Annotated in this window: 17 protein-coding genes; 11 read left to right on the forward strand and 6 right to left on the reverse strand. The window is 44.2% G+C overall.

Annotated elements, in window-relative coordinates:
* Window positions 1-35 precede the first annotated feature (35 nt).
* Window positions 36-1,238, forward strand: a complete 1,203-nt coding sequence (locus AB1K89_RS00730) for an MFS transporter (RefSeq protein ID WP_413052919.1) — start codon at window positions 36-38, stop codon at window positions 1,236-1,238.
* Window positions 1,239-2,180: 942 nt separating this feature from the next.
* On the opposite strand, the gene msrA is transcribed toward AB1K89_RS00730, so the two are convergent.
* Together msrA and AB1K89_RS00740 are read right to left on the reverse strand one after the other, a co-directional pair.
* Window positions 2,181-2,711, reverse strand: a complete 531-nt coding sequence (msrA, locus tag AB1K89_RS00735; protein WP_413052920.1) for a peptide-methionine (S)-S-oxide reductase MsrA — start codon at window positions 2,709-2,711, stop codon at window positions 2,181-2,183.
* Between the two features lie 134 nt (window positions 2,712-2,845).
* Window positions 2,846-2,944, reverse strand: a complete 99-nt coding sequence (locus AB1K89_RS00740) for a YjcZ family sporulation protein (protein WP_252503343.1) — start codon at window positions 2,942-2,944, stop codon at window positions 2,846-2,848.
* A 236-nt stretch (window positions 2,945-3,180) separates the two neighbouring features.
* Between AB1K89_RS00740 and AB1K89_RS00745 the strand changes: the two genes are divergently transcribed.
* Window positions 3,181-4,083 (forward strand): LCP family protein, encoded by a 903-nt coding sequence (locus tag AB1K89_RS00745; RefSeq protein WP_413053421.1) that lies wholly within the window; start codon window positions 3,181-3,183, stop codon window positions 4,081-4,083.
* 18 nt (window positions 4,084-4,101) lie between these two features.
* On the forward strand, window positions 4,102-5,313 hold the full coding sequence (locus AB1K89_RS00750) for an AI-2E family transporter (protein ID WP_413052921.1): 1,212 nt from the start codon (window positions 4,102-4,104) through the stop codon (window positions 5,311-5,313).
* 128 nt (window positions 5,314-5,441) lie between these two features.
* Here AB1K89_RS00750 and AB1K89_RS00755 read toward each other — a convergent pair whose 3' ends face one another.
* Window positions 5,442-6,431 carry a substrate-binding domain-containing protein gene (locus tag AB1K89_RS00755; protein ID WP_413052922.1) on the reverse strand — a complete coding sequence of 330 codons (990 nt, stop codon included), beginning with the start codon at window positions 6,429-6,431 and terminating at the stop codon, window positions 5,442-5,444.
* Window positions 6,432-6,621: 190 nt separating this feature from the next.
* Between AB1K89_RS00755 and modA the strand changes: the two genes are divergently transcribed.
* Genes modA through AB1K89_RS00770 form a run of 3 tightly spaced genes read left to right on the forward strand, consistent with a single transcriptional unit; the run spans window position 6,622 to window position 8,777 of the window.
* The gene (modA, locus tag AB1K89_RS00760; RefSeq protein ID WP_413052923.1) at window positions 6,622-7,395 is read left to right on the forward strand and encodes a molybdate ABC transporter substrate-binding protein; all 774 of its coding nucleotides are present in this window, start codon (window positions 6,622-6,624) and stop codon (window positions 7,393-7,395) included.
* Window positions 7,396-7,420: 25 nt separating this feature from the next.
* Window positions 7,421-8,107: a molybdate ABC transporter permease subunit gene (gene modB, locus AB1K89_RS00765; RefSeq protein ID WP_413052924.1), complete on the forward strand. Its 687-nt coding sequence runs from the start codon at window positions 7,421-7,423 to the stop codon at window positions 8,105-8,107.
* A 4-nt stretch (window positions 8,108-8,111) separates the two neighbouring features.
* A complete protein-coding gene (locus AB1K89_RS00770) occupies window positions 8,112-8,777 on the forward strand; it encodes an ABC transporter ATP-binding protein (protein ID WP_413052925.1) in 666 nt (221 codons plus the stop codon).
* Window positions 8,778-8,806: 29 nt separating this feature from the next.
* Here the strand turns inward: AB1K89_RS00770 and AB1K89_RS00775 are convergent, their stop codons facing one another.
* Both AB1K89_RS00775 and AB1K89_RS00780 read right to left on the reverse strand, forming a co-directional pair.
* Window positions 8,807-9,370: a nucleotidyltransferase family protein gene (locus AB1K89_RS00775; protein ID WP_413052926.1), complete on the reverse strand. Its 564-nt coding sequence runs from the start codon at window positions 9,368-9,370 to the stop codon at window positions 8,807-8,809.
* A gap of 20 nt (window positions 9,371-9,390) precedes the next feature.
* Window positions 9,391-10,401 (reverse strand): XdhC family protein, encoded by a 1,011-nt coding sequence (locus AB1K89_RS00780; RefSeq protein ID WP_413052927.1) that lies wholly within the window; start codon window positions 10,399-10,401, stop codon window positions 9,391-9,393.
* A gap of 150 nt (window positions 10,402-10,551) precedes the next feature.
* Between AB1K89_RS00780 and AB1K89_RS00785 the strand changes: the two genes are divergently transcribed.
* From AB1K89_RS00785 to AB1K89_RS00795, 3 genes are read left to right on the forward strand one after another with little or no spacing between them, the layout of a single operon-like run.
* On the forward strand, window positions 10,552-12,903 hold the full coding sequence (locus AB1K89_RS00785) for a xanthine dehydrogenase family protein molybdopterin-binding subunit (RefSeq protein WP_413052928.1): 2,352 nt from the start codon (window positions 10,552-10,554) through the stop codon (window positions 12,901-12,903).
* Window positions 12,890-13,720, forward strand: coding sequence for an FAD binding domain-containing protein (locus tag AB1K89_RS00790; RefSeq protein WP_413052929.1), 831 nt, complete (start codon window positions 12,890-12,892; stop codon window positions 13,718-13,720). Before AB1K89_RS00785 ends, AB1K89_RS00790 begins: the two co-directional genes overlap by 14 nt.
* Window positions 13,717-14,229 (forward strand): (2Fe-2S)-binding protein, encoded by a 513-nt coding sequence (locus AB1K89_RS00795; RefSeq protein ID WP_413052930.1) that lies wholly within the window; start codon window positions 13,717-13,719, stop codon window positions 14,227-14,229. Before AB1K89_RS00790 ends, AB1K89_RS00795 begins: the two co-directional genes overlap by 4 nt.
* Before the next feature lie 31 nt (window positions 14,230-14,260).
* Here AB1K89_RS00795 and AB1K89_RS00800 read toward each other — a convergent pair whose 3' ends face one another.
* On the reverse strand, window positions 14,261-14,584 hold the full coding sequence (locus tag AB1K89_RS00800) for a hypothetical protein (RefSeq protein ID WP_413052931.1): 324 nt from the start codon (window positions 14,582-14,584) through the stop codon (window positions 14,261-14,263).
* A gap of 132 nt (window positions 14,585-14,716) precedes the next feature.
* Here AB1K89_RS00800 and AB1K89_RS00805 point away from each other — a divergent pair, with 132 nt between their 5' ends.
* On the forward strand, window positions 14,717-15,427 hold the full coding sequence (locus AB1K89_RS00805; RefSeq protein WP_413052932.1) for a YwaF family protein: 711 nt from the start codon (window positions 14,717-14,719) through the stop codon (window positions 15,425-15,427).
* A gap of 92 nt (window positions 15,428-15,519) precedes the next feature.
* Window positions 15,520-15,711 carry a hypothetical protein gene (locus AB1K89_RS00810; protein WP_413052933.1) on the forward strand — a complete coding sequence of 64 codons (192 nt, stop codon included), beginning with the start codon at window positions 15,520-15,522 and terminating at the stop codon, window positions 15,709-15,711.
* The last annotated feature ends 1 nt before the right edge of the window (window position 15,712 follow it).

The raw sequence follows: 15,712 nt of genomic DNA on the forward strand, positions 1-15,712 counted from the left end.
CACAAGTTCGTATATCGGAGTAAAGGAGTTTTATAATGTTACAACGTTCTTTGAAACATAACACCATTTTACTTATCATTACAATTTTTATCGTGGCGGTTAATATGAGGCCAGCTATTACGTCAATTGGTCCTATGCTTGATATCATTCGAGACGATCTTTCCCTTACAAACGCAAAAGTGAGTCTTTTAACGGCCTTGCCGGTCTTTTGCATGGGCTTATTTGCGTCTTTAGCTCCTCTTCTGAATCGAAGGCTTGGTCTGACGCGATCCATGTATCTCATGTTATTTGTCATTGGTTTCATGACAGCGCTAAGGGGATTTTATTCGAATTATGCTTCGTTGCTCATCTCTGCGATTATTATCGGGATTGCAATTGCTGTCATGGGACCGCTTCTATCTGCAATGATCAAACAAAGTTTCCCTGAACGGGCGACAAGCGTAATCGGCGTCTATTCATTCGGCATGGGAGTCGGTTCTTCGTTGGGAGCAGGTCTTACTGCCATATTTTTCGAATCCACTGGCTCATATCCGTTTGCACTCGGTATTTGGGCGGTTCTATCGGTTGCAGCAATTTTCTTCTGGCGACTTTCGGTAAAAGGGGATATTAGTCTTCAGCATGAGGTAAGGGAGAATGGAAAACAGAGGAAGAAGAAGGACGCGTTGTCCCCTTGGCGACAGAAAAAAGCTTGGCTATACTTGCTCTTTTTCGGTTTACAAGCGTCAAGTTTCTTTAGCATCATTACGTGGATTGTGCCGCTCGCGACAGTTGCAGGAATGTCACTCGTGCAAGCGAGTTCTCTTTTAAGTTTGATGATGACTTTGCAGATCGTGTTAAATCTTATTTTTCCAATGGTCTATGAACGTTTCCCGAAAAGAAGATTCTGGCTGCTTGTGTTTTTAACGATGGGACTGATTGCATTCGGTTTGTTTTGGACCGGAGATACGACCCTTATGTGGGTGAGCTCAGTTTTAATGGCGATTCCGCTAGCAGGTCTATTCCCGATAGCTTTGTTATTTCCGTTGGATGCGACGGAAACAGCTGAAGATACAAATGAGTGGACCGCAATGATGCAGACGGGCGGCTATCTTATCGCAGGGTTTGTACCGTTATTAATTGCATTAGTCTACGACTGGACTGGCGATCATCATAATACATTGATGATTTTCATGGGATTGTTCGTTTCGATGATCGTTCTGACATTCATGGTCGGAGAACGGGAACAGAAAGTGGAATAGGGGAAATAACAGGTAAAGGATTCCTTCACCTCAGACTGTAGACAAACACCATGAATTTGTGTGTTTGCCTACAGTCTTTTCTTTTACAATAGAGGTCTACAAGAAGAAAGTTGATTTCCGCTACGAACGGACGCTTTCCGCGGGCACGGCTTCAGCCAATCGAACAGCGAAGGGTTCGATTTGTTTAATTTCTGCGGTTTGTGCAGAAATTAGACAGCACCCCTATGCTCGTAACGCTACGCTTTTACTCGCAAAAGCTGTTCTTCGTAACGGCTTTCGCTCAGTCCAGGGTCTTCAGCTCGTGCTGTTCCCGCAGGAGTCGCCGTCCTACGCTCCAATCAACGGTGTTTCCTACAAAATAAATGAGGTGATAGATATGATGACGAAGAATCAAATTATCGATTTCCTAGCTTTAAAGCAGCCGTTAAAAAGCTATATACGACGACAATCTTTAACAGATACTTGCGTTTATTAATTGATTTTATATGTAATAGAAGAGAATGAACCACCCTACAGTTTCAATGAACCAATTAGTAGAGGGCATTTAACTCGATAATAAAACATGTATCTGAATTCGTGTTGAAAAGTATTTATCTTTTAGATGATAGGGACATGAAACTGTGGGGGGGATTTCGAGGAAGAAGCCTATTTAGATGATCAATGGTCATAACGATAGAGAAAACAATTATATAAATAAGTAATTGAATGGAAGGTGGCGAAAGAAGTGCTCCCAACGCTTCGCTTTTGCTCGCGAAAGCCGTTCTTCGTTACGTCGTTTTCCTGCGGGATAAGCGTGACAGGTGAGACCCTGCAGGTAGCGAAGCGGCCGAGGAGGCTCACCGTACGCCCCGCGGAAAGCGTCCACCTGGAGCGTAAATCAACATGTGTAAAAGAAGTACCTAATTTTAAAGGGTAACGTGCAAAACACATTACCCCAGAGACTCATTTCCAATATTCTTTAATAAACTCGTCCCGTCCGGATTTGGCGCGATCTTCTTCATAATGAACTTGTTCTTTTTTATAGTAGTCTTGATGATATTCTTCGGCACGGTAGAATGTCTCCGCTGGTCGTATATCTGTCACAATCGGCTTCGAAAACTTGCCGCTGTTGGCAAGCTCCTCTTTCGAGCGCTCCGCAGCTTTCCTTTGTTCTTCATTATAATAGAAGATAGCTGTCGTATACGAGTGTCCGCGATCATGGAACTGTCCGCCAGCGTCTGTCGGATCGATCTGTGGCCAATATAATTCCAGCAATTTTTCATATGTAAATACAGAAGGATCATACGTGATCTCGACGACTTCCAAATGTCCTGAATCCCCTTTTTTAACGTCCTCGTAAGTAGGATTTTCAACGTGTCCACCCATATATCCCGAGACGACATCAACAATGCCATCCCACTCCTTGAATGGCTTCACCATGCACCAAAAACACCCGCCGGCAAAAGCAGCTTTCTCAGTTATTCTACTTGTCATAATCTGCAACCCCTCTCCAATTCAATAACTAAATTGTAGCACACGAAAGAAAGGCTGCCTACATACGGTCCGATGCCCGCAGTGCAACCTTTCCTCGAAGTGCCAATGAGTGGTTGTGCTTTTTGTTTTATCGATTAATAGACGAAGCTTGCACCAATAATGATTAACAGGATGAAAAGCACAACAATCAAAGCAAAGGAAGATCCATATCCGCCCCCGTATTCACGTCCCATTTATACCACCACCTTCAATATAGACTATGCTTGAAATTAATCGGTGCATAGGGAAATGACCAGATTCTGAAGCATTATCTAAAGGCACTCACATGGTATACTATCGATATACATACGCAACCAATGGCACTCAACAATCGTCCTATAGGTGACTTTACAATTTGGAGGAATTAGACTTGAACGAAGAACAGTACGAAGGCCCGGTGCCTAGAAGAAGAAGGCGAAGAAAATTACGGATGGGCAGGGTGTTTTTCACGATTCTTTTCATCGGCTTCATCGTGGCGGGGCTTTATTCATACTTTCAATATAAGGAAGGCAAGTCATTAGCAAATGGGAATACAATCGATCCAGGTCCTTTCCGTGGTGATGTCATCGATCCACAAAATCCATCCGTCGAAAACTATCTTCTATTGGGCATTGACGATGACGGAAGCGGAAGGTCACGCACCGACACAATGATGGTCCTTTCTTGGAATAAACAAGAAGGATCGATCCGCCTTGTTTCGTTCATGCGGGATATTTACGCAGATATTCCTGGATATAAATCATATAAACTTAATACAGCTTATTACTTAAACGGAGTCCAGGCGGTAAAGGATACGATTACCGGCATGTTTGGCATCCCAATTCACCATTACGCAATCGTTGATTTTGATAATTTCGAGTCGATCGTCGATATCGCGTTTCCTGATGGAATCACAATCGATGTTCAAAAAGAAATGTCTGAAAAAATCGGTGTGGCCCTCATGCCTGGCGAACAACGTCTGAACGGAAAGGAATTGCTTGGATATGCTCGTTTTCGCGCCGATGCTGAAGGGGATTTCGGCAGGGTGGCAAGACAACAGGAGGTTATTTCAGCTGTGAAAGACGAGGCAATGAGACCCGGAATGCTTCTTCATCTTCCTAAGTTGTCAGGTGCGTTATCGGGCTTCATCGAGACGGACTTAACGGCAAAGGATGAAATTTCAAAAGCGTTCACTCTTCTAATGAAGGGCAAAGCCGATCTGGAAACGATGAGGATCCCTGTAGAAGGCACATATCGCTTCAACTCTTATTCACATGCAGGATCAGTTATCGAGCTTGATATTGAAAAGAATAAAGAGGAACTAGCAGCTTTTCTTAATTTGGAACTTGAGTGATGGAAAGTAGGGGAGTCAATGGATTACGAAGAAATAAAATCAACGGAGCGAAGCAAACAATTGAATGATGGAACACCACGGATTATCCGTTTCCTTGGAGGCCGAGCTACAATGTTCGTGCTCCTTTCCATCTTGTTAATCGGCCTGATTATTTTAGTGTTCAGCAAAGTAGCTTTCGTTTTTTATCCTATAAGAGTTTTCTTTTCAACTGTAGTGTTGCCGATAATCCTTGCAACAATCGCCTATTATTTGCTACGGCCCATACTCCGTTTTTTGGAACGGATAAAAATTCCGAGGGTGTGGGGAATATTCATTATCTTCGTCGGGCTCATCGGCTTGATAACGCTATTGGTTTTTCTCGTTTTTCCTTTTTTGAAAACACAATTTGCGAACTTGATTGAAGAGTTCCCTACTTATTTCAATCAAATGCTCATTAATGTCGACTCATTTTTACGGACGTCAATTTTTTCAACGTATTATAAAGAAATGGATATCAACATTAGCAGTTTTCTAGACAACGGAAAAGGGAACATCGGTGAATTCATAACAGATGCGGTCGGTGGGATTGCTTCCGGCATCACATCATTCATTTCAGCATTGACCGGTTTCATTCTTGCAATCGTCACAGTTCCTTTTATTCTCTTTTATTTATTAAAGGACGGGGAAAAACTGCCTCAGATGATTAAAAAAATGTTGCCACCGCGACTTCGGGATGATGCAGAAGTGATTCTCAATGATGCCGATCATCAAATCAGCGCCTATATCCAAGGTCAAATTCTTGTAGCTATTAGCATCGGAATTATGGTGTCGATCGGTTTCCTCATTATCGGCATGAAATATGCACTGTTATTAGGTGCGCTAGCGATGTTTACGAGTGTCGTACCGTATTTAGGTCCACTCATTGCAATTACGCCTGCAGTCATCATTGCCATCGTCACTTCGCCATTAATGCTAGTGAAACTGGCCGCAGTCTGGACAATTGTTCAATTGGTCGATGGAAAATTCATATCTCCGCAAATCATGGGGAAGTCCTTGAGAATCCATCCGATCACTATCATTTTCGTTTTGTTAACAGCAGGTTCTCTATTCGGAGTTGCGGGAGTTGTCCTTGGAATTCCAGGTTACGCTTTACTGAAAGTGGTGTTCACGCATTTGTTCAAGTTGCTGAAAGTAAGATATAACAAATACGAGCCGAATGATGCGATGCATTATGAAAATGCAAAAGAATAAAAGGTAGGGACGTCCGTTCTCGGGCGTCCATTTTTAATTAAACAATAATAATATTATGTAAACCTGTAAACTATAACATATTTTATAAATGAAAAAGGGCACCCGATATTATATCGAGGTGCCTTTTGCTATTCCGTCTCATACATGATTGTTCCCGTCAATGATAGGTCGTATCCTCCTAATGCGCCGATTTCATTTTGAAATTCCGGCGAGCGGAGGATGGATAAGATGGAGCTGCGTACAATTTCATTCTCAGGAGTCTTGTACATGACGAGGTCATACTGCTCCTGGACGAGGGGGATAAAATCCACTCCTACCATTGGCGCAACTTTTTCAATCCCGACACCGACATCTGCAATGCCGGATGCCACTTTACTTGCGACGGCGATATGGTTCAATTCCTCCGTATGATAACCTTCGATGTGGCGGGGAATTATGCCTTCCAACCGCAACTTCTCTTCAAACAGTACTCTCGCTCCTGATCCTATTTCCCGATTGACCATTCTGATAGACGGAATGCTGAAATCTCTCCACGTCCGGATATTTTTCGGGTTGTTCTTTTGTACGAAAAGTCCCGCCGACCTCGACAGTAAATTGATGACGACGAATTCACGGCCGGTAAGTATTCTTTTAATATATGGAATATTATACGTGCCCGTCTCCCCGTCGAACAGATGGGTGCTGACGATGTCGGCTTCTCCTTCGTACATTGCGAGCAAGCTGTTGAGACTACCGGTGTAGGAACGGAGCGGACGGTATCCAGTCCCGCTTCTTTCAATTGCATTTGCAAGCAAATCCAAACTGATATCCTGCCCGCTAATGATCAGTTTCCTTTGTGATGCCGGCCGGTACGGTCTGGGAGGGGGAGTGGATTCAGTCCTTTGAATTGGTTTTTCCGCTGTTTCGGAAATTACTTTTTCTTGTTTCTCAATTAACCCGCCACTTTTGGATTTGTCCTTATAAGCTTCAAGGTCCTCCGCATCGATCCTCATTTGCCTACCGACACGGTACGCGCGAAGATCTCCTTTTTTAATTAAATCATAAACGGTCAGTTTGGAGACTTTCAAAAGATCCGCAATTTCCTCGGTCGTATATGAAGCTGCTTGATGATTAGCCATAAAAGTAACCTCCTGTAGCATTCTTATTTTCATTTTCTCTTATAATGAATATAAATGCAATATATTCAGATATAAGTGATGATAAGTAATTATTAGAAGTTATATTTAATTATAAGTAGATATATTCAGTTATAATATGTACTATATGGATATAGGTAGTAGTATCAAATGATAGCAAGGAGGGTTTGATGTGAAATCACTCGTTAAATGGATGCTCATTCTCGTTATATCGGCAATTTCTTTTGGCTGCGCAACTACAGGTGGGAAGGAAGATACACAGACGGAACTAGCAATTTCAGCCGCCGCAAGTTTGACGGATGCTTTGACCGAAATAAAACAAGCATACGAAAAAGACAATCATGACATTGGCCTCACTTTGAATTTAGGGAGCTCCAGAAAGCTTGCGACTCAGATTGAACAAGGCGCACCCGCCGATATTTATCTTTCAGCAAGCATGGACGATATGATACGACTGAAGGAAAAGGGGCTTGTCAATGAATCAACAATCATAAACTTTACAGAAAACTCTCTTGTGTTAATTGTCAATAAGCATGTTGAGAATCCTGTTTCATCTTTCGAACAGCTTGATTCAGTTGGGATCAAACATATTTCAATCGGGGAGCCGAATACTGTTCCAGCAGGAAAATATACAAAGGAGGTTTTGGAGCATCTCCAATTGTGGGCGTCCCTGAAAAATAAACTCGTCATGGGGTCGGACGTGAGGCAAGTGTTGACGCATGTCGAATTGGGGAATGCAGATTATGGGGTAGTATATGCGAGTGATGCGAGGACGTCTGATAAAGTGACTGTTGTTGCGGAAGCTGATCCCTCTTGGCATTCAAGGATCATCTATCCGGGAGCGGTAGTGAAAGATTCCAATCATCATGCTGAGGCACAGGATTACCTTGATTTCGTCTCGGGGGAAGAGGGGATAGCAGTTTTAAAGAAGTATGGCTTCAAATAAGTAGTAGAAGAGGGGCATATCAGGCATGGAGTATTCACCTTTGTTGCTGTCTTTGAAAGTGGCGGCCATTTCCACAACCGTCGTATTCATTTCCGGTGTATTTTTCGCACGAATTTTTGCAAGAAAACATTTTTTCGGTAAAACGGTAATCGAGTCCTTCTTCATGCTTCCTCTTGTCTTGCCTCCTACTGTAGTCGGCTTCGCCTTATTGCTACTGTTCGGCAAGCATGGCTGGATTGGGAAGTGGCTGATGGAATGGTTCGGTGTCCAGGTTGTCTTCACTTGGCTTGGCGCCGTTATCGCTTCCATCGTCGTCTCCTTCCCGTTGATGTACCAAAGTGCAGCAGCCGCATTTGGCAGTCTCGACGACCGGCTTGAAAACGCCGCCAGAACTTTAGGGGCATCAGAATGGCGCGTGTTCTGGACGATCGCTTTCCCGCTTGCCTGGCCAGGTCTCCTTGCCGGTCTCGTCCTTTCTTTTGCAAGGGGGCTCGGAGAATTCGGTGCCACACTTATGCTGGCAGGCTATATTCCTGGAAAGACCGATACAATTCCAATGGCTATCTATTTCGCTGTCGAATCAGGGCAAATGGAGAAAGCGACGTTCTGGGTAGTCATCATCGTCGCATTAGGCTTCAGCACAATTATGTGGCTCAATTGGTGGAGCCGGCGAAACATGAGACGGTATACGAATCAAAATCGAAGCAGGTGATCGGATGTTGAAAGTGAATATAAAAAAACGGTTAGCCCATTATGACTTGGATATCGAATTTGGTATGAAAGATGAAATACTCGTCTTGTTTGGTCCATCCGGATCCGGGAAAACAACAATCTTACATATGATTGCAGGATTGACGAAACCTGACGAAGGATTGATCAAACTAGGGGACAATACCTTTTTCCAAGGCAAAGGCAGCTCCTTGTCCGTGCAAGAGCGGAATGTAGGGATGCTGTTCCAAGACTATGCTTTATTCCCGCATATGACGGCTGGGAGGAACATTAGGTATGGCATGAAAAGCAAGGATGAAGACCGTTCATTTGTTGTGGACCATCTGTTGCATGTCCTCGGCATCCAACAGCTTGTGTCAAAATATCCCCACCAAATATCCGGCGGCGAAAAACAGCGGGTGGCCCTTGCACGAGCATTGGCATCGGAGCCGTCTATCCTGTTGCTGGATGAGCCTCTTTCCGCTCTAGATAGAGAAACGCGCATCGATTGCCAAAACGAATTGATTCGGTTGCATGAAATGTGGAAAATTCCGTTCATCATAGTGACGCATGATATGGAAGAAGCCAAAAAAATAGGGGACCGCATTTTATTTCTCGAGCATGGAAAGATCGTAGATGAAAAAGAAAAACAGATTTCAATAGATGCCCCGTGATTCTAGTTGAATCAGAGGGCATTTTTATTTTATTCCAATTGTGAAAGCAAGGCAGAGTAATCATCGGCGTCATCCACATCGAATACGAGTCTTGCATCTTCGCACGGCAATTGTTTTCCGTGCCCAAGAAATTCTTCGCGTAAAACCTTCCTGGCACCTTGATCGCCACGTATCGCCATGAGAGCCGGGAAAAGCTTTTCGGTAAAGAGAATTGGAGGTTTCATAGTTCCCTCATGTGTAGTGGCAATATAGTTACTGTTTGGATGTTGCTTCAAACATGCCACCATTTCATCGATCATCTGAATTGTTATGAAAGGTTGATCCGCCAATAAGATGATAATTGCAGAAGCACCAGCTTCCATTGCATATTCTATTCCACATCGGAGCGAAGCCGACTGCCCTTCATTAGCATTCGGACATTTGATGACTTTGCACTTCTCATGCGTCATTAACCGTTCTGAGAGCCAGGATAAATCATCGTTTTCGTTCACAATGACGCAAATACTGTCAAGTGAGGATTGTACAGCATTGTCGAGCGCCAAGCTGCCTAATGCCATTTTTCCTACTGCGAGCGATAATTTGTTCCTGCCCATCCTCCGACTATTTCCTGCCGCTAAATAGATGCCAATGATGGGCATATCGCTTTTCCTTTCCGAATGGCAATCATTTCGGCTATGATACTGACCGCAATCTCTTCAGGACCATCTGCCCCGATCGACAGGCCGATGGGTGAATGAAGCCAATCCGGAACAACACTTCCTAGCAATCGCCTCGTTCTTTTTTCCGATCCTAATAAACCTACATATAATAGTTTCTCTTTTTGTATACTGTTCAAGATTTGTTGATCGGCCTGGAAATCGTGAGTCATGATAACAACCGAATCAAGCTCATTAAAAGTGATACAGTTCAATAGTTTGTTAATGGGCGCTACTTGGAATGAAGTGGCATTCGGAAAATACTCTTCGGTGCAAAGTGATTCACGCCAATCGCATATATGCACGGCGTATCCGACAGATGATGCCAATGCTGCGAACGGGCGTGCATCGCCGCCTGCGCCGAATAGATATAAGGACGGTGCAGGCCAAATCAATTGATAATAATAGAGCTTATCTTTTATCCATTTACGGCCAGCAGAATGCTGAAAACTCTGCATCTCGCCAGTTGAAAAAGTTCTCGTCAATGTTCCGCGGCGCTCCGATCCGTTACTATAGCAGAAGTCAAAATCATTTTCTAAAGATTGTACAAACTGTACCGGACGTCCTTGTTTCAGTTGTTCATGTAAAAACAGCAGCGATTCTTTGAATCCTGCATCGATATCTCGCAGCATCACTGTTACGACACCGTTACATCCAGCCCCACGGCCCCATCCAAGATCGTCCTCCGAACGTAAATCAAATTCGCAAATCTTCACGCTTCCCGTATGGAACATCTCTTTAGCGCGGCATTGTAGATCGTATTCAAGACAACCGCCGCTAAGCAATCCTATTCTACTGCCATCTTCAAGAAAAAACATCCATGCGCCTTCCTTCCGGTAGGCAGATCCCTCTACGTGTATGATTTTTGCAATTACGGCCGCCTGTCTGGATTCAATAAGCTTATCTACTAACTGTGGAATAGACCCCATTATTCATCACCCCAGTATTCATTCGATACGTATAGTTTCATCAATTGTCCGTCTGTTTATTCGACTGGTCCTTATAAAAGCCAAATGAACTGGCTAACCTAATTAATAGTTTGGATTAAATTGGTTTACAAAGTAAGGGAGGAAGAGATTTTGCAATACGAAAATCGAACGACGGTCGGGTTTGCGGAACAACGTATAGATGCTGTCGAGAAATCCACCGGAAACGTCAAATACTTAGGGGATAAGTTTTTTCAAGGAATGTTGCATGCCAAAGTGGCCACGAGCACGGAAGCACATGCCCGCATCAAATCGATTGATACGAGCGAGGCTTGGAAAGTGCCAGGCGTACGCGCCGTTATCACAGGTGATACGTTCCCATTCCCGATAGGACCGATACTCGCCGATCGACCGCCGATCGCTTTTGAAAAAGTCCGGTATTACGGAGAGCCAATTGCCATCATCGTTGCCGATCATCCTTACCAGGCAAAACAGGCAGCGGGAAAAATAGTCGCCGAATACGAGCCGCTTCCACTCGTAAATTCGGTCGAACAGGCTTTTCAAAAGGATGCTCCATTGATTCACGAACAATCTGGACAGTATACAAAAATCATTGATAATGTCTATCCTGTCCCGGGAACGAATATTGCTAGTCATATTAAGATTAGAAAAGGGGAATTCGGGAAAGCGTGGGCAGTATGCAAAGATACAATTTCAGCTACATATTCATTCAATTTGTCCGATCACGCAGCAATGGAGACACGGACGGCGACTGTTGAAATCAATCCGGACGGCCGGATCATTGTCCACTCCACAAGCCAATCGCCATTTACGATCAAGAAAATCTTTAACCAGTTTTTTAATATTGATGTCGGCAAAATCATTGTACATATCCCGATGCTAGGAGGGGCTTTCGGTGGAAAGGGAGCCGTTCAGCTAGAGCCACTGGCATTTTTGGCATCGAATGCGGTAGGAGGGAAATTGGTCAAGCTGCAGTTTGATCGAGAAGAAGATATAATGACGGCCCCTTGCCATATCGGATTCAATGCAACAGTAAAACTCGGCGTGAACGAAGAAGGGAAGCTCATTGCGGGACAATACACATTTTTAATAGAAGCAGGTGCTTACTCCGACCAGGCTGCAGGCATTACACGGGCAGCCGCTCTCGATTGCACTGGCCCTTATCACATTTCTAACGTATGGTGCGATTCGTATTGTATGTATACGAATCATCCATACGCCACATCGTTCAGGGGATATGGCCATCCCGAGCTGACATTCGCCATTGAAAGGACAATGGATCAATTAGCGGCAAAATTGCAGATGGATCCTATCGAATTTCGATTGCTCAATGTCATTAAACCCGGTCATACGACACCGACACAGTCCGTCTTAACTGCAAACAATATCGGAGACGTGGAGAAATGCATGTCCCGGGCAAGGGAATTGATTGGATGGGATGGGAAGCGGACCATAATTTCGGAAAACGGCTTGGTCCGTGCAAAAGGAGTATCATTGTTCTGGAAAACGTCCACGACATCGACGAATGCGCAAGCAGGGGCGTTTTTGAAGTTTGAAGCGGACGGTACGGTCAACTTAATTTGCGCTGCTGTCGAGCTGGGACAAGGGACGAAGACTATTTTGGCGCAAATTGCTGCCGAGCGATTGAAAATGAATGTTTCCGATATTCACGTCACAATGGAAGTGAATACACAATACACGCCACATCAATGGCGGACGGTTGCGAGCAGCACGACTTTTTTAGCAGGAAATGCCGTGTTGGCGGCAGCAGATGACGCCATTAGGCAATTGAGAAGGATCGGCGCCGTCGCGTTGCAATGTTCCGAAGAAGATCTGGACGTCGGAAATGGCCGGGTTTATTTGAAAGCTAAACCGGAATTCGGAGTTAATATTGAAACAATTTCACTCGGTTATAAATATCCGAACGGCCATACGGTAGGCGGACAAATTATTGGAGTCGGCGTTCATGTGCAACGGCATTTGACGCCGATGGACAAGGATACAGGATTCGGCGATCCCGGTCCATGGTGGTCTGTCGGCGCCCAAGCTATAGAAGTGGAATGGGATGAACGAAAGTTTACGTATAAAATCGTGAAGGCGGTAACGGTGCTGGATGGCGGAACGATCATTAATCCAATGACTGCGACGCAGCAGATGCGAGGAGGCATTTTCCTGGGGCTTAGTATCGCGAGCGGGGAATCATTCGAATTCAATGATCAGGGCGTCCTGCAAAATCCTGATCTACGGACGTACCAGCTCATGCGGTTTGGAGAACAGCCTGACGAGTACATCGTTGAGTTTGTAGAGACGCCAGCGGAGGATGGACCATTTGGCGCTAGGGGAATCGGCGAATATGGAGTGATTGGTGCTGCCGCAGCGTTGGCCAACAGCCTTTCATTAGCGACAAATGTGGAACTGACTGAACTGCCATTGACACCCGAACTTATATGGCGGACGAGGAGAGCAGCCTATGATTCCGTTTAATTTTGATTACTTTAAGCCGGAGACAACGGAAGAAGCATTGAAAATCTATTCAAGTGAATGGAAATTGGGCAAGAAAGTCATTTATTTATCAGGTGGCACCGAAGTGATCACGTTTGCACGCGGAGGAAAAATGACATTCGACACCGTAATCGACTTAAAAGGGATTCCGGAGTGTAATATGCTTGAAATGCAAGGGGAAGAGTTAGTTATAGGAGCCGCTGTGACGTTGAATCGATTAATTGAAACGAACCTATTTCCGCTATTGAGCAAAACAGCGCGCACGATTGCTGATCACACTTCAAGAAATAAAATTACAATTGGCGGCAATCTTATGAGCAAACTGGGATATCGGGAAGGAATCTTGCCATTTCTCATTACGGATGCCGTCGCTAGTGTCATTGGTCATGAAGGGACAGTGGTCATGCCTGTGGAGAAACTTGCTGCGGCGGAATTGGCGGATGGTCAGTTTTTAACACATATTAAATTGTCGGCCTCAAATCTTGATTTGCCTTTTATCCATTCGAAACGGACCCGCTCATCTAAAGTCGGTTATCCGATCGTCAGTTTGGCTGCAATGAGTAAAGAAGGTCGTATCAGAATCGCATTTAGTGGCATACATGAGCATCCGTTCCGTTCTGCGGTAGTCGAAGGAGTCTTAAACGATACGGCGATTGAGGATGAACAGAGGGTGGACAAGGCGATAGCGAAGCTGCCAACGGATATCACGGATGATTTCATTGCTTCAAAACATTTTCGCCGATTCATCCTAAACAAGCTCTTATCTGAAATGAACACTGAATGGGAGGGGAACCGATGATCATTTCGAACAGAGGAAAATATACAGTAGTCCCTTTGCTTGTCAATGGCACTTCACAAGATGTTATGATCCGTTCTGCCGATACATTGCTTTGCACATTGCGCGAGCAACTAGGTCTGACCGGTGCAAAGCAAGCTTGCGGAAATGGGGATTGCGGAGCATGCACCGTATTGGTAGAAGGAAAGCCGATGCATTCTTGCCTCCTATTGACAATTGAAACTTTGTCTAGTGGTATAACGACAATAGAAGGTTTAATACATTCACCGGTGAGGAAGGCGTTCGTAGATAATTGGGCAATTCAATGCGGGTACTGTACACCTGGATTCATCGTCAATGGACATGCGCTTGTCACGGAACATCCCGACGCGGATAACGAACGAATTGAAGAATGGCTGCAGTCGAATCTATGCAGATGCACTGGTTATCAGGAAATAAAAGATGCGATCAAATCCGTTTTAGCCGCTGACAAGTTAATCGATCCGGAGAGCGCTGATGCTTCTATACAGTGAAAAATGAACCCTTGGCGTGAAAACCAGGAGTTCATTTTTTAAAGCTTTTATTGCCCATGTTCAACGTTTCAATCAGTTGCAATGTTTGGGCTGCCTGGTCAATTTGTTTCCTGACCTGTTCTAGTTGTTGCTGTACTGTAGTGGGCGATTGAGTAACTGCATGCCCTTGTAACTGATTCAAAAGCTGCGAGGCTTGTTGTAGTTGTTGTTGTGCTTGTTGTACCGATTGTGAATCGAACAGTGTACTCATCTGTTGTATCGTTTGGGATGCTTTGTGCAACTTCTGAAGGATCTGCTTTTTATCCGTCTGGAACTGTTGTTCAGCCATCGGTTGTTGTGATGATTGCTGGACCATCTTGTCATTCCCCTTTCATTCTGATTAGACATAGTATGTGTGTATGGAAAGAAGGTTAAACAATCCTTCTTTTTACCCGTGTGAACCGATGATATACTTTGGGGTAAACATATATGGGAATGGGGAATGGCTATGGGTGGTGTAGCAGAACATGAGTTTGTAATGTTTTCTTTTGTACATCTAACAGTTGTTTTACTGATCGGTTTCATTATCGGCCTTCTTTATTGTCAGCGAAGGCGATTGCAAGAGAATGTGTCAAAACTGAAATGGGTGGAACGATATTTTGCGCTGTCATTATTAGCTATGGATATCACCTATCATATTTGGCTCATTGTGACGGATCGTTGGGGCTTGGATGATGCGCTGCCGCTCGAATTATGTAGCATCTCTCTACTAGCCTCGATTGTGCTCCTGTTGACGGGGAGTCGGTATTTAGTTGATTTTGTCGTTTTTGCAGGGATCGGTGGCGCTTTACAAGCTATAGGAACACCCGTTCTTGACATGGATTTTCCGCACTTTCGATTTTTTCATTTTTTCTACACGCATATGGGCATCATTTTGACAGGACTTTATTTTGTTTGGGTGAAAGTGTATGAACCAACGTTCAAAGGCGTAGTGAAAACGATGTTGATCATCAATGTTCTTTTGCCGTTTATTTTGGCTGTCAATTGGTTGTTTGACGGGAATTATATGTTCTTAAGGATGAAACCTCAAAATGGCAGTCTACTAGATTTCCTCGGTCCTTATCCTTGGTATATTCTATCGTTGGAAGCGGTCGCTTTCGTCATTTTTACAATCATTTGGCTTTTATTACGGACAAAAGGGAGTAAGAGAGCAAGATAGTTTTGACGTTCCTCTGATTTTCGATATGGACAACCATTCATCGGGAATGCTAAAATTTACTAACCGACAACAATGGGAGGGAGATGACGATAATGGAATCGAGCAAACAAAACGGGGTAAAAGCGAAGATCAGTTTGAAAGAAGCAGTCAAACAACAGCTTGAGGCTAAGAAGAATTCGACAAAGTCGACAAAAACAACAGGAAATCAAATTCAACAAACAAAAAAAATGAAGAGCCAACAGTCGAAGAAAGTAACCCAATCAAGTCGAAAAATGGGTATTTGAC

The sequence above is a fragment of the Sporosarcina pasadenensis genome (genome assembly GCF_047228845.1).
Taxonomy (GTDB): Bacteria; Bacillota; Bacilli; order Bacillales_A; family Planococcaceae; genus Sporosarcina.

Coding starts and splice junctions, on each gene's coding strand:
- AB1K89_RS00730 (WP_413052919.1), top strand. CDS start 36: ATGTTACAACGTTCTTTGAAACATAACACCATTTTACTTATCATTACA.
- msrA (WP_413052920.1), bottom strand. CDS start 2,711: ATGACAAGTAGAATAACTGAGAAAGCTGCTTTTGCCGGCGGGTGTTTT.
- AB1K89_RS00740 (WP_252503343.1), bottom strand. CDS start 2,944: ATGGGACGTGAATACGGGGGCGGATATGGATCTTCCTTTGCTTTGATT.
- AB1K89_RS00745 (WP_413053421.1), top strand. CDS start 3,181: ATGGGCAGGGTGTTTTTCACGATTCTTTTCATCGGCTTCATCGTGGCG.
- AB1K89_RS00750 (WP_413052921.1), top strand. CDS start 4,102: ATGGATTACGAAGAAATAAAATCAACGGAGCGAAGCAAACAATTGAAT.
- AB1K89_RS00755 (WP_413052922.1), bottom strand. CDS start 6,431: ATGGCTAATCATCAAGCAGCTTCATATACGACCGAGGAAATTGCGGAT.
- modB (WP_413052924.1), top strand. CDS start 7,421: ATGGAGTATTCACCTTTGTTGCTGTCTTTGAAAGTGGCGGCCATTTCC.
- AB1K89_RS00770 (WP_413052925.1), top strand. CDS start 8,112: ATGTTGAAAGTGAATATAAAAAAACGGTTAGCCCATTATGACTTGGAT.
- AB1K89_RS00775 (WP_413052926.1), bottom strand. CDS start 9,370: ATGGGCAGGAACAAATTATCGCTCGCAGTAGGAAAAATGGCATTAGGC.
- AB1K89_RS00780 (WP_413052927.1), bottom strand. CDS start 10,401: ATGGGGTCTATTCCACAGTTAGTAGATAAGCTTATTGAATCCAGACAG.
- AB1K89_RS00790 (WP_413052929.1), top strand. CDS start 12,890: ATGATTCCGTTTAATTTTGATTACTTTAAGCCGGAGACAACGGAAGAA.
- AB1K89_RS00795 (WP_413052930.1), top strand. CDS start 13,717: ATGATCATTTCGAACAGAGGAAAATATACAGTAGTCCCTTTGCTTGTC.
- AB1K89_RS00800 (WP_413052931.1), bottom strand. CDS start 14,584: ATGGTCCAGCAATCATCACAACAACCGATGGCTGAACAACAGTTCCAG.
- AB1K89_RS00805 (WP_413052932.1), top strand. CDS start 14,717: ATGGGTGGTGTAGCAGAACATGAGTTTGTAATGTTTTCTTTTGTACAT.
- AB1K89_RS00810 (WP_413052933.1), top strand. CDS start 15,520: ATGGAATCGAGCAAACAAAACGGGGTAAAAGCGAAGATCAGTTTGAAA.